This window comes from Amedibacillus sp. YH-ame6 (genome assembly GCF_053848845.1).
In genome coordinates this window covers 108,891-128,744 of record NZ_JBSPEZ010000005.1, presented here as the reverse complement: position 1 = coordinate 128,744, position 19,854 = coordinate 108,891, and the positions used below count along the sequence as shown (strand labels likewise).

Here is a 19,854-nt window from a genome sequence, read left to right as displayed (position 1 = left end):
ATTTGAATAGTATAATCAGTTGGGTAGGTGGAAAGAAGGCATTACGAGAACTCATTTATGCACGTTTTCCAGAGAATTATGATCGCTATATTGAAGTGTTTGGAGGAGGTGGTTGGGTGTTGTTTGGAAAGACACCAGACAGATTTGAGGTGTACAATGATTTCAACAACAACCTAACCAATATGTTTTCTGTATTGCGTGAACAGCCTTTAGCCTTTATTCAAGAACTTGGTTATCTGCCAGAGAATGGTAGATATATATTTAATCTCTATAAGGATATTATTTCTAAACAAAGGGTGGATGATAAATATATCGAGGATGAAATTCAAAAGGTAAAGGTATACTTCACGGAGTTACAAGCAGAGGAAATCGTAGAGTTAATGAAAAAAGAGCGGATTGTTAATCAGGATATACAATTAGCGGTCGCTTTTTTTAAGCTAATTCGTTATTCGTATGGGTCAGGATGTAAGACATTTGGGTGTCGACCATACGATGTTAGAAAAGCATTTTCTACTGTATGGGATGTTAGCGATCGACTAGCGAATACCATTGTAGAGAATAAAGATTTTGAGGCATTGATCTGTCAATACGATAGACCCAATGCCTTTTTTTATTGTGATCCACCTTATTACGAAACGGAAGGTATGTATGAGGTAATGTTTACAAAAGAAGATCACACTCGATTACGTGATTGCTTGGCAAACATTCAAGGAAAGTTCTTATTGTCATATAACGATTGTGAGTTTATAAGAGAACTCTATAAAAACTTTTATATTGAGAGTTGTACAAGAGTAAACAATATGGCACTTCGTTATAACAATGAAGCAGAGTTTCCAGAAGTATTGATTTCAAATTATGATACTTCATTAGGACGTGGAATGCGTAAGCAATTAAATTTATTTGATAATGATGAAGGAGAAGAAAATGAAGAAGACGATTGAAGTAGTGCTACAAAAAGGAAATAATATCATCCTAGATCAAAGCACAGTAGAGGAACTAGGTATAAAAACAGGTGATGTGATTGAATTAAAACACAGTGAAGGATCATTAGGAAAACGCTGTTTTACCATAGAGACAGCAATAAATGAAGATCAAGAACTACAGGAAGGATACTACTGTATCCCTATGCACTTTTTGAAGAAGGTTGGACTAGATGAAGAAAATGTTCACCTTTTAATCAATGATGAAGAGATTATCCTCACAAGTGCAAACAACATAATAAGTGGTTTTCCACCAGAATTAATAGAAGCTATGATAGAACAAGGAGTAAGTCTTGACATATTGGCAGAGGATATCGTGGAGAGGTTGAATGAAAATGTGCTCGAGAAAATCGAAGACTAGTATTTACAAGATTGTGGATCGTCAAGGAAGGCTTTCAATTCCTCAAGAAATGAGAGAAAAGGTGGATATACATAAAGGCGATGTTGTAGAAATCATGCATACCCGAAACGGTATCTTGATATCAAAACTAGATATTGTAAAACTCAATGATGACTCCAAAGAGTCATTAAAAAACACAGTTATATCATCCGCAAAGAAATTAGATAAAAAAACACTTCTTGTGCTTGCGAAAAAGATGGTAGAGATTGCAGAAAGAACGGAGGAGTATAGTGAGTAGAGTATTGAACAATAAGAGAGTCAAGGTGGTATTCATAATTATGTTTATCACCTTTTTATTTATCATTATGACAAAGCCATGTTATGCAGCTGATGTTTCAGGTGTTATTGAAAAGGCTTGGAATAGTGCAGAAACGCAAATCAAGAACGTTGTTAACAATGTCGTATTCCCAGTCATCGACCTTGTATTAGCGGTTTTCTTTTTTATTAAGTTAGGAACTGCGTATTTTGATTATAGGAAGCAAGGACAGTTTGAATGGGCGGCTCCTGCTATTTTGTTTGCCTGTCTTTGTTTTACACTGACCGCGCCTACATACATCTGGAGCATTCTCTAGTGAGTAGGTGTTAGGATGTTCTTATGGAACTTTGTCGCAGATAAAGTACTGGGAGGAATCATCGATTGGATCTATGAAAAAATCATAGAAGCATTAGGTGAGTTCTTTGGTCTCATGGGTAATATGGGAGCAGAGATTTTCAATTATGATTGGGTAAAAGCTATTGTTGAAATTATGCGATTGTTTGGATGGGCGCTATTTGCAGTAGGTATTGTAGTTGCCGCATTTGAATGTGCGATCGAATATCAAAATGGAAGAGGAAGCATGAAAGATACAGCCTTGAATCTTATAAAGGGATTTATGGCTGTATCCCTCTTTACGATTGTACCAATCAATCTGTATCAGTTTTGCATAACATTGCAAGTACAACTGACTACAGGAATGTCTACCATTGTAGGTACAAGTTCCATAGGTGAAACTGCAAAGCTTTCAATGGGATTTGTAGCAGATATGAAAATAGGTGCTATCATGGCAATTTTTATATTAATTGCCATGGGATATGCAGTCATAAAAATATTCTTTGCGAATTTGAAACGTGGAGGGATTCTGCTCATAACAATTGCAGTAGGATCTCTTTATATGTTTTCTGTTCCAAGAGGATATACGGATGGGTTTATTCAATGGTGTAAGCAAATCATTGGCATATGCCTCACTGCTTTTTTACAAGCGGTGATATTGATTGCTGGATTAGGAGTCATGAGAGAAAATTGCCTACTTGGTATTGGGCTCATCTTATCAGCAAGCGAGATACCAAGAATTGCTGGACAGTTTGGATTAGATACATCCACAAAAGCTAACGTTATGTCCACTATATATGCAGCGCAAGCCGCGATGTCTATTACAAGGACAGTGGCAGGAGCGGTGAAGTAATATGGAAAAACGATATAAAGCATATATAGACAACATTCACTTTTCAATAGAATTAGAAGATATCGAACTTTGCACATTTATAACCCATTTTGGTCAATTTGGAAATATTGAACTATATGATCAAAAGAAAGGTGAATTGGTGCTGAATACAGTAGGAATCTTTATAGATAAATTTTATCCAGATTTGTATGATCGAGGGTTAGCACACCATAAAGCTAGGCAGTTATACCCACTGTTTAAAGATTATAATTATCAGAGGAAGCGGAAATACCCATCAAAGCAATTGAAAAAGCAATACAATCTATTAAAGGAATTACTATATATGGATTAATTGTCATAAGAAATCTTTGAATTACTTCTTAAATATTTTTAAATATCTTTAAATTTTTGGTATATATATTTTTCTTTGATATAATGAAAATATACGAAGGAGTGATTTTTATGGGCATTAAAATGAGGTATGCGAGATTTAATGGTGAAAAAATAGATGTAAATAATTGCAAAGACTATATGAAAAATGATTTGTATTGTTATTACTGTGGAACACCTATATCTTATGTAAGTGGAAGTATAAGAAGTTTGAAAGATAGAGATGTTGTTGTGCGTCCTTATTTCAGATTGAAGAATGAGCAATCAATTCATGTGGATAATTGCAAATACATTACATCTAATGCCATTAAAGAGATTTTTGCAGATGTAGCTGATAGCAATTTGATGACAAAGCAAGAAGATGCTTATATTGCTAGACTACATATAATTACAGATAGCATGGAGAAGAAAGATAATAAGCACATCGCAGACCTTAATGATATTAAGGTTAATGAAAAATCAACTAAGAAATATATTAAAAATGGCGATAAACCAGCATATCTATCAACGATTAGAAGAATTGTTAAATTAAGGGATGCTATTGAAAAAGAGAAAGAGCTTAGAGATTTAGTTAAATTACAATTTTACAATGAATATCATAAAAAGTATGATGTTATTAAATGGAAAAACTTTTATATGGATTATGATTTGAAATCATACAAACATATTTATGAAATGTTAAAAGCTACTAAAGTCTATCATCCTATTTGTTTTGAGGGCGAAATTAAAGAAGCGGTTCAAATTGGAGAAACTTTCTATATTAAGTTTTACTCTTTAAAAGTAGAAGAGGGTCTGTACTATTCTTTTTCTGCAGCAACTAAGAATAAAGAGGTATTCAAATATGCGAGTACTTTGAAAGGGAAAAGAGTTGTTATTTATGGTTGCAGTCATCATGTGAGTAAAGAAGGAAACAAAAATGAAACGAGGTACTTAAATTTTAGTAGTTATATAAATATAAAGACACAAATTTTTGTTTTATAATAAAGCATTCTAACTGGAGGATATACCATGGGAAGTAACAGTAAAGAAACGCGCTATGATGAATATTTGGCTAAGCTTGAGTTAGAATATTTTTTTCCTGATCTATTTAAGAATTTGGAGATAAAAGACAAGCCAGATTTAATTGGTGATGATGTAGGTGTAGAGGTGACAATTGCTATAAATCATAAAAACTTAGAAATGGATAGTCTTTATTCGAAAATTGGCACTAATAAGTTAAAGAGTGAAAAAAAAGCAATTAAGAAAATCGAAGAATATGGAGGTGTATTAAAAGGTGGGATACTGTCACATCCAGTAATGAATGATGATTTTATCAATATTTCCAATTCATTTCGTGGTAAACTAGAGAAACTGAATTCTGGAGATTATCACATTCTTGATAATATGTATATCTTTATTAGCGATTGGATATTTGCAGATAAAAAAATGCTAAATTTAGGATTAGAAGAAGCAATGAGAATACAAAATAAATATGAAACACATTTTAAAGCATTGATCGTGCGGGTTCCTAGTTATTTGTATTTTATGGATTTAAATAAAGGAACATATAGAATTATTAAGTATAATTCTGAAATTCAATGTAAATTGTCTAATGAAGCAGCGAAACAATGTAACTAGTATAGGAGATAATAAAATATGTATATGTATCCAGATAACCTGAAAGAAAAGCCAACACTATGGCTCTGGTATCTAAATGATATCGGAATTATAGGAGTAGGTGCTATCTTTTCAGTCATAGCAATTACACAGGCAAACTTTTTTCTGCCGATTGCAGTTGTCGCCTGTTATGCCTTTTTAACCATACGTTTTCAAGGCACAAGTATTTTTGATTTTATCAAATATGCCTGTGCTTTTTTTATTTTAAGTCAGCAAACGTGTTGGTGGAAATATACCAAAGAGGAAAAAGAAATAATAATAGCTGACAGGAAAGGAGGAAGTGAATGAAGAAAAGAAAGAAGAAAAAACAATCAACCAGAGAATTGGTGAATACCAAGACAATCACAGACTACAGCTTACAACAGTATGGTGGAGATGAGGTTGTCTTTTTTATGATTCAACCTCAAAACCTCTCTGTAATGAGTCATGAAAATATTGGTAGTAAGATATTTGCATTAACCAATGTATTAAAAGGGCTAGCAGATTTAGAAATGATCTGTTTAAACAGTAGAGATAATTTTCAAGAAAACAAACTGTTTCTCAGAAAAAGAATTGAGGAAGAGGAGAATCAAAAAATTGTGATGCTCTTAGAAAGGGACTTACTACATTTAGATAAGATTCAGATCCAGACAGCCACTGCTCGTCTTTTTTTATTGGCTGTTCGTATCAAGCCTAATGATCAGGTGGAAATCATGCAACTAATCCATCGAATTGAAAAACTAATCAAGCTACAAAACTTATCGGTTAAACGAGCAAAGAAAAATGATTTAAAAAGTATGTTAGCAGTTTACTTTGAACAAAATGTCACAACAGATCACTTTGAAGATATCGATGGAGAGAGGTGGTATGATGATGAAACTATTTAAGAAGAAACCAGAAGTAAATGAAGAAGAAGTAAGAGTTCAAGATTTTCTTGATATGATTTCCCCTTCTGTTATACGATTTTTTAGTGAGTATTACATTTGTGGGAATACATATCGTTGTGTGTGGGCGTTAAGAGAATATCCAACCGCCACAGAAGAACAAGCACTCCTTCGCTATCTTGGAGAGAAGGATGGAATCACATTGCATGTGTATGCAAGACAAGTGACACCAGCAGAAGAAAAGAAAATCATTGGAAATGCTGCAAACAAGAATCGAATGAAGCAAGGTAATACACAAGATCTACAAGAATCGATTACTGCACAAAGTAATTTACAAGATGTTGTAGCTTTGATCGCCAATATGCACCGCTCTAGAGAACCACTGATTCATTGTGCAGTGTATTTAGAATTGACGGCGGATGATTTTGAGGCGTTGAAACTTCTTCAAACAGAAACACTCACTGAACTAGTCAGAAGTAAACTCAATGTTGATCGCTTGATCCTTAGACAAAAAGATGGATTTTATGCAGTGATGCCAAGTGGGAAAGATTTGTTCAAAGATCAATTTGAACGTGTACTTCCAGCAACGAGTGTGGCTAATTTATTTCCCTTTAATTACTCAGGAAAGACGGATCCACAAGGTATTTATCTAGGAGCGGATAAGTTTGGTTCGAATATCATAGTAGATTTCAATCGAAGATCAGATGATAAAACAAATGCAAATATCTTAATACTTGGAAATTCAGGGCAAGGGAAGTCGTATCTTCTAAAACTTATTCTCTGTAATCTGCGAGAGCAAGGATACAATTTGTTGACCATGGATCCCGAGCATGAGTACGGAGAATTGACTCATAACTTGGGAGGTACGTTTATTGACATGATGTCAGGTAGGTACATCATCAATGTCCTTGAACCTAAGCAATGGTCAACAGACGATGATATTGAAGATGATGAAGATGACAGTATTCCAATAGCCTTTAAACAATCCACCATATTGTCACAACATATTTCATTTTTAAAAGACTTCTTCAAGACATACAAAGATTTTACAGATGAGCAGTTGGATACATTAGAAATCATGTTAATCAAATTATATGATCAATATGATATCTCAGAAGATACAGATATCACTTTACTTTCGCATGATGATTTTCCAATATTAGAAGATTTATATCATTATATTGATGAGGAATATAAACACTTTCAAGACGATGGAAATCGCATCTTTAAAAGAGAGACACTACGTGAAGTCTTGCTGTTACTGCATTCTATTTGTTTAGGAAGTGACAGCAAGTTTTTTAATGGAAAGACAAATGTAGTATCTAATAAGTGTTTGACGTTTGGAGTTAAAGGATTATTACAGGCAAATAAATCATTGAGAAATGCGCTATTGTTTAATATTCTATCTTACATGTCCAATGAACTATTAACAAAAGGATATACGATTGCATCTATTGATGAGCTTTATTTATTCTTAACGAACATGACTGCAGTAGAGTATATACGAAACTTCATGAAGCGAGTACGTAAAAAAGAAAGTGCAGTTATATTAGCCAGCCAGAATCTTGAAGACTTTGCAATCGAAGGAATTAAGGAACTTACAAAACCATTGTTCTCCATTCCAGCTCATGCCTTCTTGTTTAATGCAGGGAATACAGATAGCAAATTCTATATTGATACCTTGCAGTTGGAAGAGAGTGAGTATGAACTCATCAAATATCCTCAGCGTGGGGTGTGTTTATATAAGTGTGGGAATGAGAGATACAATCTCGCAGTACATGCACCAGAGTATAAAGAGAAATTGTTTGGAAAACAAGGTGGGCGTTAACTATGTGGGCAACTGCATTAAAAGCAATACAAGCATTACGTCTATTAAAAGATAAAAGAACAAGGAATTTAGGAAAGAAGATATTGATTGTTCTTCTTTCTCCTGTTATAGCCTTTATTTTTTTAATTGGTGGTATTTTCTCAGACGGTATTAACTTCAACCATAATCTTATTCAAGATTTATACAATGGAAATCCAGTATCGACGGTGGATATGGATGCTAATCAACAGAAACAAGTTAGAGATATTGAGGCAGGAATAAAACTCATTAACTTAGAAATTGAAGAGGTAAATAAAACATTGGCCGATGGAAGTCTATTGGATAATCACCTTGTCAAAGGATTTTATATTGGGCTTATGTTGACAGATCAGTCCTTCGCATTAGATCAAGCAAAAGCAAATTCGTGGGTTCTTTGTTTTACAGAGGAAAAGGATGAAGTGGCATCAAATAAGGAAGAGAGTGAACAGCCAAAGGAAGAAGAGTCCACAGTTGAACGCAGTTCATTAATGGATACAACTAAAATATTTGCACAGATAGATTCCATATTTTCCATCACATTAAAAGATGATGTCAAAGGTAATATGGAAAGTGTATATAGTGCATTGATGGGAGGTACAACCAATAAGCCAGTCACTACATTAAGTAAAGAAGAGATTGATAAGCTAATCAAGAATCTTCCAAAAGATACAACTGAAGTCAGAAAGAATCTAGTTATTCAGGCAGCAGATGCTGTAGGTAAAATTCCTTATTACTGGGGTGGTGCAGCAAGTGTACCTGGATACAAAGGCAATGATTTTGGAATTGTTACCTCACCTGATGAACATGGAAGAATCCTAAAAGGAATGGATTGTAGTCATTTTGTTGATTGGGTATATTGGACAGTCATGGGAAACAATCTTGGCAATACAAATACAACTGGTCAAATTGCACAGTCCTATGAAATCTCAAAAGAGGAACTACAAGTAGGAGATCTTGCGTTCTTAATGGAGAATGGTGTCTCTACCCACGTAGGCATCTATGCAGGAAAGAATGAAAAAGGTGAAGCAGTATGGATTCATGAAAATGCAGCAGATGTTAATGTAGCAATGAATACAGTGAGTTATTGGAATTTATATTGTCGCTTAAATTTTATGAAAGGAAGGTAATAATATGGAACATTCAGATTGGGTAGATAAATATTTACGAACAAATTATGTAGGGTGTGTGGTAGGTGATTATGATCATGGATGCCGCTTATATTTTAAGGATATCAATAACTTTATTCAAAATGTAGGTCTATATGGAAATGTTGAAATCTTGCGTGTAGAAGATACGGATATTCTATTAAATACACGTGGAACGTTTATTGATCGTATATGGCCAGATATGTCATTTGATATGAGATCATCAACAGAAATGATAAATAATATCAATTACATTGCAGGTAAGTTTCAGGAAATGCGAGAGAAGGATGGAGATTTTCCTGAACCTCTTCCCAAAGTCACAAAGTTTATGAAGGAGGTGTTTGGACAGGAAATAGTAGAACAGAATAGACAGTTACATGAAGGTTGCGAAGAAGAAATCATAGAAGATCAGGCTATGGAAATGATGCAATAAAGGAGATGGAAAAATGTCACAAAAAGTGATTGTATCATCTAGTGAACTTGGACAAATATGGTATGCCATTATTGTTAGAAATGCAGGGAACAAAGGCTGAATCATCCACAAATGTAATTAGGTAAATATGAGTTTCAAATAAATGCTAGAACGATATACTTTATTTCTTTACTGGAGAGGGTTGTTAACAAAGGTTAAGTTATATAAATAGACTTAATAATCAAAAGAAAGGAAAGATATAATACTAGTTAAAGGATGCATGCATTGATTCGTTAACAATCAATGGAGCAATTAAATTTATTTGAATTAACACAGGAACCTTACAGAATAACCAAGCCAATTAGGCTAATCGAGTTATTTGCAGGAATCGGTGCACAGGCGCAAGCCTTAAAGAAGTTAGGTGTGAACTTCTCACACCATCGAGTTGTAGAAATCGATAAGTATGCAATGGATAGTTATAATGCTATCCATCATACACAATTTCAAGTCAGCGATATCACAAAAGTAAATGCGCAAGATTTAGATATTGTAGAGTTAGATACATATGAGTACATCATGACCTATTCTTTTCCATGTCAAGATTTATCCAAAGCAGGAAAAGGGAGAGGAATGAAAAAAGGAAGTGGAACAAGATCTGGATTACTATGGGAAGTTGAAAGAATTCTCAAAGATTGTATTCATTTACCGCAAATTTTACTTATGGAAAATGTACCAGATGTCATTGGCAAGAAAAACATTAAAGAGTTCCAATTGTGGCTAAAGACACTGGAAGAATTAGGCTATAACAACTATATTGAATGTTTAAATTCAAAAAATTATGGTGTACCTCAAACAAGGAATAGAGCATACATGGTATCTATTCAGGGAGAAAAGTATTATAAATTCCCACAACCAATACAACTGCAACATAAATTGAAAGATTTGTTAGAGGATGAAGTTGATAGTAGTTATTATCTAACTGAAGAGCAATTACAAAGAGTGCTACGCAGTAAATATGATCAAGGAAAGCGATTCATGAATGTGGATTATATCTGTCATACCTTAACGACGAAAACAACCATGATCATAGGAAATGTAAATCCTAGTGGAAGAGGTATGAATGGAAATGTTTATCATGGTGATGTCGCTCCTACCTTAACAGCGAATCATGGAGAAGGGGTAAAGATGTTAATAGAAGGTCTATTTATTCCAGAGAACACAAAGCAAGGCTTTACTGTTGCAAGTGATGGAGATGGAATCTATATTGACCGTCCTCATCAAAAAAGAGGAGTTGTTCAAAAGGATATGATTCAAACCTTGAAGACAAGTTGCCATGATGTTGCGGTTGTTCTTGGCGCAACAGAAAAGAAATTTAAGAATGCCTTTTATATACGAAAATTAACACCACATGAATGTTGGAGACTGATGGGTTTTGATGATGAATCATTTTATAAAGCAGAGAAAGTGTGCAGTAAAACACAACTTTATAAGCAAGCAGGAAACAGTATCGTTGTGGATGTTTTAGAGGCAATCTTTAAACAGTTTTTTATTAAAGATGAAAACGAAATGGAGGAATAGAAATGTTTTTATCAGAGAAAAAAGTGAATAACATAAAACAAGAGTACCCAAAAGGGACTCGAATACGTTTAATAAATATGGAAGATCCTCAAGCAGTACCTCCTGGAACATATGGAACAGTTGATCATGTAGATGATGCTGGACAAATACATATGCATTGGGATAATGGAAGAGGCTTAGCGCTTGTACCAGAAGAAGATCAGTTTGCATTAGTTCAACGTCCAGGACAAAGACCAGAAGAAATGAGAGTCATCATTGTAGAACCTAATCAAGCACCAAGGGTAGAAATTATCAAGAATACACTTGAAGCACAACAAGAAATTGTTGGAGGATATATTGAAGAAATATATCTTGCTAATGATGCAGTTGCTATCTGTAATGAAGAAGGAAAACTACGAGATCTAGAAGCAAATAGAAAAATTGGTTCTGACATAATAGCTGGAACTTTTTTTATTGCAGGTGATGATGGATCGGAGTATCTTGTTTCATTGACGGATGAACAAATTGATACTTACATGGAACAGTTTGAAGAAATAGAACAATATACACAAGAAGAAATGCAAAACAGTATGCATATGAAAATATATGGAGGAATGTAAATTGGGGAAAATGATTGAGATTAAATTGAAGTATTCGAGTGAAAGGGCGAGAGCCCTTTGCTCTGTACTTGCAAAAAAGAATAAAAATCTGGAGGATGAATTATTAGGTATGCTAGATCAGTTATATAAGAGGAATGTAAAGACAGACGTAAGAGCGTTTATCGAAGAACTAGAATCTGAACAGTAAAAATGGGTTCTCCTAGGACTTTTGTAGATATGTGATATACTGTGATAAAAAAGGGGAGGAGTGAAATGATGATTGTTAGTGTTGATGTAATAAAAGATTTGAAATGCGCACCAAATTCAGCATATAACGTGTTAAAGTTTTGGCTCTTATATCATTCCAATGTTATTGAGGGCAGTAATTTTACAAAAGAGAATTTAGAACTCCTTATGTTTGAACAGATAGTAGCAGGGATACATAAACTAGATGATATTTATGAAACTGTAAATTCTCTTGAATTATTTGATTATGTAATAGAAACACTAGACAAGCCATTGTCAAAAGAAATGTTATTAACATTTCATAGTATTATAAAAGATAAAACAAAAGATCAAAGACGAGGGTTAGTAGGTTGTTGGAAAAAGATCCCTAATCAAATTTTCGGTTCAAAAGTGGTACTGATAGAACCAAAAGAAGTAGAGTATAAAATTGAAAAGTTACTAAAATGGTGGGAAGTATTAAATAAAGGGTTAAAGGAAATCATAGAATTTCATGTAATGTTTGAACACATTCATCCTTATCAAGATGCCAACGGTCGTATAGGTAGACTTATTATGCTTAAGCAATGTATTGAAAATCAAGTTGATTTATTGTTGATACATGAAGAATTATCAACCAACTATAAAAAAGGAATTGAAAAAGCACAAATAGAAAAAGAGTATTCCAAACTACAAGATGTGTTCAAAGAGTGTGAAAAAAAGTTGGAAAAAGAGCTGTCATTTGTACAAGAAAGCATAACATATATGGAAAATATCATGAAAGATAAGACTGAAAAGATTATTGAAGAAGTCAATGCAACAATGAGATTAGAAGGAATGCCTTTAACAGAAGATGACAAAGAGATGTTGCGTAAATGTTTAGAGGGAGATAATTATTAAAAATGCTAAACAACACATAGATGTAAAAAATCATGATTAAAGTATATATGTCTAATGACTTTTATCAATAACTTCATTCATAATTATTTATATATTATCAATTTACTCTTGATACTCATCAAGAGTAATAGTAAAATAAATAGATAGAGAGGAGTTACGATGATGGACAGACAAACAGTAATTGAAATGATGAAAGATATATTTACTTCAAGTGAAGCAGCAGAATTTTTGAATATTTCAATGCAACGATTAAACCAGCTTGTACATGAAAAAAGAATAGCACCTATTAAATCTAGTAAATCAGTTATGCTTTTTCTAAAGAGTGATTTAGAAAATCGAGTTGTTTCTAATGTATCCAATAATCAAAATGTAAATAATTTAAATGCATTTAATATTAATGTTGCATATGTACGTGATGCGATTTTATACTTCACATTACAACAATTCTTTAATTATAATGATAAGAAAACGATGAAATTTTTGGATGATATAACAACCTTTAATCATTTTGATATGCGTGCAGGATTAAAAAATAATATTCCAATCTTATCAAATCTTTTAAAAATAACAGAAAAAGAATTTTATGATAAATATGTATTTGTCAAAGACAGTTTTCAATCGTTAACAGAAGATGTTGTTTTGATAAAAAAAGGCGATGAAATCTATCCTAAATTATTAGCAAATACAGTAGATGCTCCTTTATATTTATTTTTAAAAGGAGATATACAGCTGTTAAATGAAAAATCAGTATGTGTTGTAGGAAGTAGGAACGCTTCTAATGATTCAATGCAAAAGACAAAGCGTATTGTACAGTCATTGATAAAGAGAAATATTGTAGTCAATGCTGGACTTGCAAAAGGAATAGATACAGCGACACATACAGCGGCTCTAGAAAGTGGTGGCAAAACGATTGCTGTTATTGGTACGCCAATTAATCAATATTACCCAAAAGAAAATAAAGAATTACAGATTGAAATTGAAACAAAAGGTTTGGTTGTATCACAATTTCCTCCCTGTAATAAAGTCAATAGATGGAATTTTCCAACTAGAAATGCAACCATGAGTGGATTGTCATTGGCAACCATTATCATGGAAGCAGGAGAAACAAGTGGTGCCTTGAAGCAAGCGGACTATGCTTTAAAACAAGAAAGAAAAGTCTTAATACCTAAATCTGCAATTGATAATAATGCCATTACTTGGCCTAAAAAATACGTTACAAAAGGAGCGAAAGTATTTGAGACTTTAAAAGATGCATTGGCGACGCTCAATGAAGTTGAAATGTTAAATGATATTTTCAGTTCAGAAGACATGGAGGAAATTACTGATGTGGAAATGGACTGATGCAAATGATGTTCAAGCAATCCTGTTGGATGTTGACTCTCTTGATGATGACTATTTATCATTTGACTACCATAGTGAGGTACCAAATGCCAAGATTTTGAAGGTAATAAATGAGCCTTTTGCCTTTGATGTTGAATATAATGAGCAAACAGATTGTTTAGAATATAGTGATATTACTTCTCTTTTAATTTACATAATGAAAGAGTATGCTCTTGAATCGTATTCTTTAATTGCCATAAGTAATAGTAATCTATTTATAAAAGAAATGATACAAAATCATATTGGGACAATATTTATTGGCGAATTGCAGGAGAATGTTTTTAAGTATACACCAGACTTTACAAATCAAACTTTTGATAAACTTTCTAACATTTTAAAACAAAAAAATGTTGGTTATTCAGCTGAAGTATTTGCGAGTGGAGGTGCTATAAAAAGGAAATCTTTGATTCAAAGCAAGAAAAACATTACTTTATTAAATGGAGATGAGAAACAAATAAGACTGCTTCTTGGAGGACGATATTATCCTCCTGGAAGAGCGTTTTATATTGATGATCCATTATCAAATCTGATTAGAAACTTCAAACAAAGATATATATCAGTGATTGATAGTTACTTTGATAGTGTTATTAATTTTGTGAATCGTAATGAAGAAATAGATTATCTTTGTTATTCTCCACCAAAACCAAAAGATTTTGAAGAGGAAAGATTTGATAGGTTTGCCTCATTGAAACTGCCCTTATCCTATAAAAAAGGAATAGAACTGCAAAATATTATAGAATGTACTGAAGACTTTTCACAAAAAGGAAATGATTTATACAACCGAAGAGAAGTTGTTAAAGGTGCTTATAAAGTGCTTGTTGATGTTAAAGATAAGCATGTTGTTATTCTTGATGATGTGTATTCAACAGGATCAACAATGGAGGAAATAGCAAGAACATTATATGAAAATGGAGCAAGACAAGTAACTGCAATATTAATAGCGGTTAATCAAATGATACAAAGTACATCGCTTGTCTATAAGCATCCAAGGTGTAAACTCTGTGGTGGAGAGTTGCGTTTGAGAATAAATAAAAATGATAATTCAATCTTTTTTGGATGTGTGAATTATCAAGATAGGAAACTACATACTCTTTTAAATTGCAAAGATGGCTTACAAGAAATCAAATTAATTAATAAGTTTGAACAAATAGATATTGTCGATCTTGATGATATATATTAATGATATGAATGTTATTTTTCTAAAGAAAGAAAGGAGTTGAACGTCGATGAATAAAACAAGAAATGATATTTTTAGAAGAAATTTTATACAAGCTTTAATCAATTTCTCTAGTGGTAAAATTTCTGAAAAAGAAGCGAATAGTATCGCAGATAAAAAACTGCGTTTAACAGATTTTTCAGATGACAGTCCATTAGCTCATAAAGGAGTGCGATGGTTAGCAAAGCGTATTGTTCATTCTATGGAACTATGTTAATAGATAGTATTAGGACTGTTGTCCGCGAATAAAACAAACTAGAGCTGATGCCTGCGCATAGGATTGTATATTTAGATATACAATCTTTCTTGAAAAACTTTGGGAAGGAGTCACTTATTGTGACTTTTTCTTTTAGAGTACAAACATTTTCCCATGTTAACGATTTGTTCGCCTCGTGTGCAATTGTTTATAGAAACTGGAACAAGATTACCTATTGAGTTAAATAAACAACGTGTGGCGGTTTGTAGCTCAAATGCAAAGAAGTATGGTGGTTTGAATAGAGATAGAAGTAAGAATATTATCGTTTTTCGCATTAAAGTTGGGTGTGCAGGTTAAAGTATCGGCGTCAAAATCACGCCGATACACAATACATCAGCGGGCAATGCCAACTGTTTAAAGGATTTCAAGGGCTCATGAAGGTGGTCGGAATATATGGCATGGTGCTATGTTCGGCGTTGAAATGAATGAAAACTAAAAGAAACACTAGTAAATACAAGATATGCAAGGTGGTCAGAAACGACGCTTTGCATATTTTTTAGGAAATGAAGGAGTGAGATATGGCAGAAAATAAACAAAGAACTACTATATGGTTAACACCTGCTACAATGGAAGCATTAGATGATATGGTAATCAAAAACAATTGTAAAAGTAGAAGTGAATTAATAGAAAAAGCATTGATATTTTATGATGGATATGTAAGATCAACACAAGAGAACGAATATTTACCAGTAGCATTATCCTCATTATTAAGTGGTATAGTAAAAATATCAGAAGATAGAGTATCAAGAGTGCTATTTAAGAATGCAGTTGAACTTGCGATGATGATGAATGTACTGTCAGCTACCGCAGAGATTGACGAACAAACACTACGGAAGCTAAGGGTAAAATGTATAAAGGATGTAAAAGGTACATTAGGGAAAGTTAACTTTGATGATGTTTATAAATATCAAAACACATAAATGTTTTAAAATAGTTTAATTAATATTATAATGTATCCATAAGTAACTAAGATGTTCCTTGCAATGGAGGAGGAGTTTATGTGAAGGAAGAAATCATAAATAGAATCAAAGATGCGCATAAAGAAAATAATATAGAAAAATGCTTTGCGGATTTAGCATGGTTAATGTTAACTTATAATTCTGAAATTACTGAAAGTGGTAAATATAATCATGGTTTTAAACATATTTTATTTAAATTAAATATTATACGTAATCCATTAGGTATGAATTATAGCGATAAAGAATACAGAAAGACCTGCAAAATTTTACATTGTTTATTAGAATTAATAGAAAACATTAATAATCCTAATATAGATACACTAAATATTTTTTCTGAAAGCTTGCACATAGATGATAGGTTGATTAAAGATATTTATGGAGCACTAATTTATACTAATTTGTTATATGAAATGAAGAAGTTAAACACAAAAAGATTGGAAAGTAATACTACTAGTCATATTCCCTTTATTGAGCAATTATTAAATATATTGGTTTTTCAACAAGATCAAACAAGACTTGTAAAACAGCAACTAGAGTCAAAAAAAGGAAAAGGTTATATTACTGGGATGGAATTTTCCATTACAGAGAATCCAGTTGATTACTTTGATGGTTTAAAAGTTTCTATTATGGATAGTTTTGAGTCGAGAATGGAAAGCATTAATCAAATAGTAAGATATTTATATTATAAAAACCGAGGAAAATTTGAAGATAAGATTCAAAATATTAACTATGAATTAATTCATCCCTATAATGATGTAGATTTTGAGCTTTATTTGAACGTTGCTTTTCAAAGGTATTACTTATGTCGGTTAGAAGAAGATTACCGATATGGTACCTTATGTTTTGGCGGAACTGGACCAAGTGAAGATCCATATTATTTTTTCTCTGTTGAAAACGAAGAAAAGTATAAAGCAAGAAGAATAGGTGTGCTACGTAGAGAATATCAATTTAGAAGAATGGCGATGATAAATACTTATAGCCAATTTCAAAGTTTTCAGGGCAATAAAGCTGTGAAAGAAATTGCATCAAAACTTATAAAACTTCAGAGAGAAGAAAGTAAAATTTTTGATTTTAATGTACTTCATATTGATGTAAAAAAATTTAAAGAAGCAGAAAAAGTTGTAGAATTAAAAGTTAATGTTGTAGAATTACTAATAAAAAAATTTTATTTAGAAAATAGTGTGAATGGGATTAAAATAAAAGATTTAATATCCACATATAAATATTTGTTTACAATCTCAGAAGTTTTATATTTTGCATATGAAAGTTTAGTAGATAAAAAAGATGAAAATACAATTATAAAAGAAATAAGCGTAGTGGATATTGAGTATTTTTCGGATGAATTGTCAAGACTCTATAATTTCAAAAAAGATTATGCTAAAAAATTAATTAATTGTTTTATATTTCATGAAAAAGATAATAAAGCAGATGATATATTTGCTCAGCCATTAATAAAGGCTAGCAAGACTCAAGTAGTCTTTTGTCCGTTTTTAATAGATCAGGTAAATTTAGATAGATTTATTGAACGTCAATTTATTCGTAATGAGAAAAGTGTTAGTAAAGTAGGGAAAGATTTTGAAAAAGAATTCATTGGAAAACTTAAAAGAGGGCATAAGAAGAGTAGTGATGATAATACATATAAAAAAATTCCTAATTTTAAATTGAATACCAACAGTGTAGAGTATGAAGCATTTGATGGCAAAGATATTGAGTTTGATGTGATTTCTGTACTTGGAGACTATCTTATACTAATCGAATTAAAGGCAATAATGACATCTTATGATATAAGTGATTTAGATACTAGGGAAGGAAATGTGGAGAAAGCAATAAAACAATTAAAACGACGTGCTAAATCGGTAAAGGAAGATTGGATAAAGTTTGCAGAGAAAGTGTCAATTGATTTACCAGAACAACCATATGATGATGACCATATAATTTTAATAGCTTGTAGTGATGCATTTGATTTTACACCTAACAAAAAGGATGGTGTTTTTATAACGGATGATTCAACATACCTAAAATATTTTACATCCCCCTATTTTGATATAATTGAACAAAAAATGGGCTGTTCAATTAAAAAGAAATCAGATAGTATATGGGAAAAAGGGTATCCTAATGGAGAGGAGTTACAGGAGTATTTGATGAATCCTGTTTCTACACGTCCGTTTTTTGGAGGGCTTGAAAAGCAAACTTATCCGATGCCTTGCTTTGATGAGAAAGATCACCATATTTATCGAGAAGACTATGTGTTGGTAAATGATCCGATTGTTGAAATGGCAATTCATAACAATCCAAACTTTATTAAGGTTAAAGAGAGAATACATTCTAATGATCCTTGTCCTTGTGGAAGTGGAAAAAAATATAAACGTTGTTGTCGTAAAAATTTAAAATAGTATAAATTTTTTTAGGTTAATTGGTATATAGATGGGAGTCTCACAAATAATGAAAACCGTTTAGAAAAAGTGCTTACTAATAAATAAAAATTCTAGTTATATTTATAACGCTCCTAAATTTTGAGATACAGTTTTGACTAATAAAAAGAGTACAGAATAAATTATTTACGTTTGCAACAAAAAAAGAATGTGCTATAATATAAGTGTAAAAAGGGTGCATAAAATAGGAATATAAAATAGCACTTGAAATTTTATAAAAAAATGGTATTATAAAACATATCAAAGAAAGTGATGAATATATTGCATGTTCTTTGGTGGATAGCATAGTATATGATGTGCAGAAATGCGCACACTATATAAAGGTTGAAATACACCACGAGGTTTGGCTCGTATCAACTTGAAATCCATGTACGACTTCGGGCGCGTACGGTCTGCTAGAGACGATAAACCTAGAAATGCATGTACGACTTCGGGCGCGTACGGTTGGCAAGCAACGATAAAACCAAACACAAAAGGAGTGCTAGCGACTGCGGAAACTAGACACTCCTTTTAAATTGCGAAAATTAATAGAGGTAAGAATAATGATAAATAGGAATGATTATGCTACTGTGTTAAGATGTGCAGAGCAGTATAAAAGAGAATTGGCAGATACTAAGATGTTATTCGTTTATGAAAATAGACATACAAAAGAATATGGCTGTTTTGAGGCTGCTTTTTTATCATCCAATTTTAAACATTTAACAGGCATTATTTATCCTTTTAAAAATGAAGAAATAGATACTGAAGATTTAACTGATGGAGCGGTACATTTTTTTAATTTAGCACTTAGAAAAAGATTGGACATAGACAAATGTAAATATAAATCTGATGGAACTACGCAATTAAAACTTCAAATTCTACAAATGATTATGAACATTAAGAAGACCGCTAGAATGATAGGAGATTTTAATCATTCTAAATTACATATTATGGCAGATAAGATGTGTGGGTCAGTAGCAACTACACTAGCATTTACTAAAAATGAAATAGGCGATTATTGCCCAAGTTCTGCATTGCGAGAGGACATTAGAAACTTAGTTACCGATTTTCATCCGATTATTGCAATTTACCAAAAGGATATAAATGAAGACACTTACACACGTGTTTGCTATAAATCACAGAAACTAGATCATACAAAACTCAAAAATATGAAGGAAGAATTAATAACAATTTAATTTATACGAAAGATAGGGAGCGATGAACTATATGTTTGTTGCTCT

General features: G+C 32.3%; 24 protein-coding genes. All 24 read left to right on the top strand.

Annotated elements, in window-relative coordinates:
• Positions 1-2 precede the first annotated feature (2 nt).
• A complete protein-coding gene (locus ACWG0P_RS05795) occupies positions 3-941 on the top strand; it encodes a DNA adenine methylase (protein ID WP_455800918.1) in 939 nt (312 codons plus the stop codon).
• A complete protein-coding gene (locus ACWG0P_RS05790; RefSeq protein WP_455800917.1) occupies positions 925-1,341 on the top strand; it encodes a hypothetical protein in 417 nt (138 codons plus the stop codon). The genes ACWG0P_RS05795 and ACWG0P_RS05790 overlap by 17 nt, the downstream gene beginning before the upstream one ends.
• On the top strand, positions 1,310-1,618 hold the full coding sequence (locus tag ACWG0P_RS05785) for an AbrB/MazE/SpoVT family DNA-binding domain-containing protein (RefSeq protein WP_455800916.1): 309 nt from the start codon (positions 1,310-1,312) through the stop codon (positions 1,616-1,618). Before ACWG0P_RS05790 ends, ACWG0P_RS05785 begins: the two co-directional genes overlap by 32 nt.
• Complete coding sequence (locus tag ACWG0P_RS05780) at positions 1,611-1,952, top strand: DUF3852 domain-containing protein (protein ID WP_455800915.1); 342 nt, start codon at positions 1,611-1,613, stop codon at positions 1,950-1,952. Before ACWG0P_RS05785 ends, ACWG0P_RS05780 begins: the two co-directional genes overlap by 8 nt.
• Positions 1,953-1,967: 15 nt before the next feature.
• Entirely contained in the window at positions 1,968-2,822 is an 855-nt protein-coding gene (locus tag ACWG0P_RS05775) for a conjugal transfer protein TrbL family protein (RefSeq protein WP_455800914.1), read from the top strand.
• 1 nt (position 2,823) lies between these two features.
• Positions 2,824-3,153: a hypothetical protein gene (locus ACWG0P_RS05770; protein WP_455800913.1), complete on the top strand. Its 330-nt coding sequence runs from the start codon at positions 2,824-2,826 to the stop codon at positions 3,151-3,153.
• A 110-nt stretch (positions 3,154-3,263) separates the two neighbouring features.
• Positions 3,264-4,172: a hypothetical protein gene (locus ACWG0P_RS05765; protein WP_455800912.1), complete on the top strand. Its 909-nt coding sequence runs from the start codon at positions 3,264-3,266 to the stop codon at positions 4,170-4,172.
• A 27-nt stretch (positions 4,173-4,199) separates the two neighbouring features.
• Positions 4,200-4,808, top strand: coding sequence for a hypothetical protein (locus ACWG0P_RS05760; RefSeq protein ID WP_455800911.1), 609 nt, complete (start codon positions 4,200-4,202; stop codon positions 4,806-4,808).
• Positions 4,809-4,826: 18 nt separating this feature from the next.
• Complete coding sequence (locus tag ACWG0P_RS05755) at positions 4,827-5,135, top strand: hypothetical protein (RefSeq protein ID WP_455800910.1); 309 nt, start codon at positions 4,827-4,829, stop codon at positions 5,133-5,135.
• Positions 5,132-5,713 (top strand): hypothetical protein, encoded by a 582-nt coding sequence (locus ACWG0P_RS05750; RefSeq protein WP_455800909.1) that lies wholly within the window; start codon positions 5,132-5,134, stop codon positions 5,711-5,713. Before ACWG0P_RS05755 ends, ACWG0P_RS05750 begins: the two co-directional genes overlap by 4 nt.
• Positions 5,700-7,538, top strand: coding sequence for a VirB4 family type IV secretion system protein (locus ACWG0P_RS05745; RefSeq protein ID WP_455800908.1), 1,839 nt, complete (start codon positions 5,700-5,702; stop codon positions 7,536-7,538). Before ACWG0P_RS05750 ends, ACWG0P_RS05745 begins: the two co-directional genes overlap by 14 nt.
• A gap of 2 nt (positions 7,539-7,540) precedes the next feature.
• A complete protein-coding gene (locus ACWG0P_RS05740; RefSeq protein WP_455800907.1) occupies positions 7,541-8,683 on the top strand; it encodes a C40 family peptidase in 1,143 nt (380 codons plus the stop codon).
• 4 nt (positions 8,684-8,687) lie between these two features.
• Positions 8,688-9,134 (top strand): hypothetical protein, encoded by a 447-nt coding sequence (locus ACWG0P_RS05735; protein ID WP_455800906.1) that lies wholly within the window; start codon positions 8,688-8,690, stop codon positions 9,132-9,134.
• A gap of 282 nt (positions 9,135-9,416) precedes the next feature.
• Positions 9,417-10,691, top strand: a complete 1,275-nt coding sequence (gene dcm / locus ACWG0P_RS05730; RefSeq protein WP_455800905.1) for a DNA (cytosine-5-)-methyltransferase — start codon at positions 9,417-9,419, stop codon at positions 10,689-10,691.
• Between the two features lie 2 nt (positions 10,692-10,693).
• Positions 10,694-11,290, top strand: a complete 597-nt coding sequence (locus ACWG0P_RS05725; RefSeq protein WP_455800904.1) for a DUF3846 domain-containing protein — start codon at positions 10,694-10,696, stop codon at positions 11,288-11,290.
• Positions 11,277-11,477, top strand: a complete 201-nt coding sequence (locus ACWG0P_RS05720; protein ID WP_455800903.1) for a hypothetical protein — start codon at positions 11,277-11,279, stop codon at positions 11,475-11,477. The genes ACWG0P_RS05725 and ACWG0P_RS05720 overlap by 14 nt, the downstream gene beginning before the upstream one ends.
• A 65-nt stretch (positions 11,478-11,542) precedes the next feature.
• Entirely contained in the window at positions 11,543-12,391 is an 849-nt protein-coding gene (locus ACWG0P_RS05715; protein ID WP_455800902.1) for a Fic family protein, read from the top strand.
• Between the two features lie 162 nt (positions 12,392-12,553).
• Positions 12,554-13,732 carry a DNA-protecting protein DprA gene (locus ACWG0P_RS05710; RefSeq protein WP_455800901.1) on the top strand — a complete coding sequence of 393 codons (1,179 nt, stop codon included), beginning with the start codon at positions 12,554-12,556 and terminating at the stop codon, positions 13,730-13,732.
• Positions 13,716-14,951 (top strand): ComF family protein, encoded by a 1,236-nt coding sequence (locus ACWG0P_RS05705; RefSeq protein ID WP_455800900.1) that lies wholly within the window; start codon positions 13,716-13,718, stop codon positions 14,949-14,951. Before ACWG0P_RS05710 ends, ACWG0P_RS05705 begins: the two co-directional genes overlap by 17 nt.
• Positions 14,952-14,997: 46 nt before the next feature.
• Positions 14,998-15,204, top strand: coding sequence for a hypothetical protein (locus tag ACWG0P_RS05700; RefSeq protein ID WP_455800899.1), 207 nt, complete (start codon positions 14,998-15,000; stop codon positions 15,202-15,204).
• A gap of 153 nt (positions 15,205-15,357) precedes the next feature.
• Complete coding sequence (locus ACWG0P_RS05695) at positions 15,358-15,540, top strand: hypothetical protein (protein ID WP_455800898.1); 183 nt, start codon at positions 15,358-15,360, stop codon at positions 15,538-15,540.
• A 221-nt stretch (positions 15,541-15,761) separates the two neighbouring features.
• Positions 15,762-16,163, top strand: coding sequence for a ribbon-helix-helix protein, CopG family (locus ACWG0P_RS05690; protein WP_455800897.1), 402 nt, complete (start codon positions 15,762-15,764; stop codon positions 16,161-16,163).
• 80 nt (positions 16,164-16,243) lie between these two features.
• Positions 16,244-18,595, top strand: a complete 2,352-nt coding sequence (locus tag ACWG0P_RS05685) for a YecA family protein (RefSeq protein WP_455800896.1) — start codon at positions 16,244-16,246, stop codon at positions 18,593-18,595.
• Positions 18,596-19,176: 581 nt separating this feature from the next.
• A complete protein-coding gene (locus tag ACWG0P_RS05680) occupies positions 19,177-19,809 on the top strand; it encodes a PBECR4 domain-containing protein (protein WP_455800895.1) in 633 nt (210 codons plus the stop codon).
• The last annotated feature ends 45 nt before the right edge of the window (positions 19,810-19,854 follow it).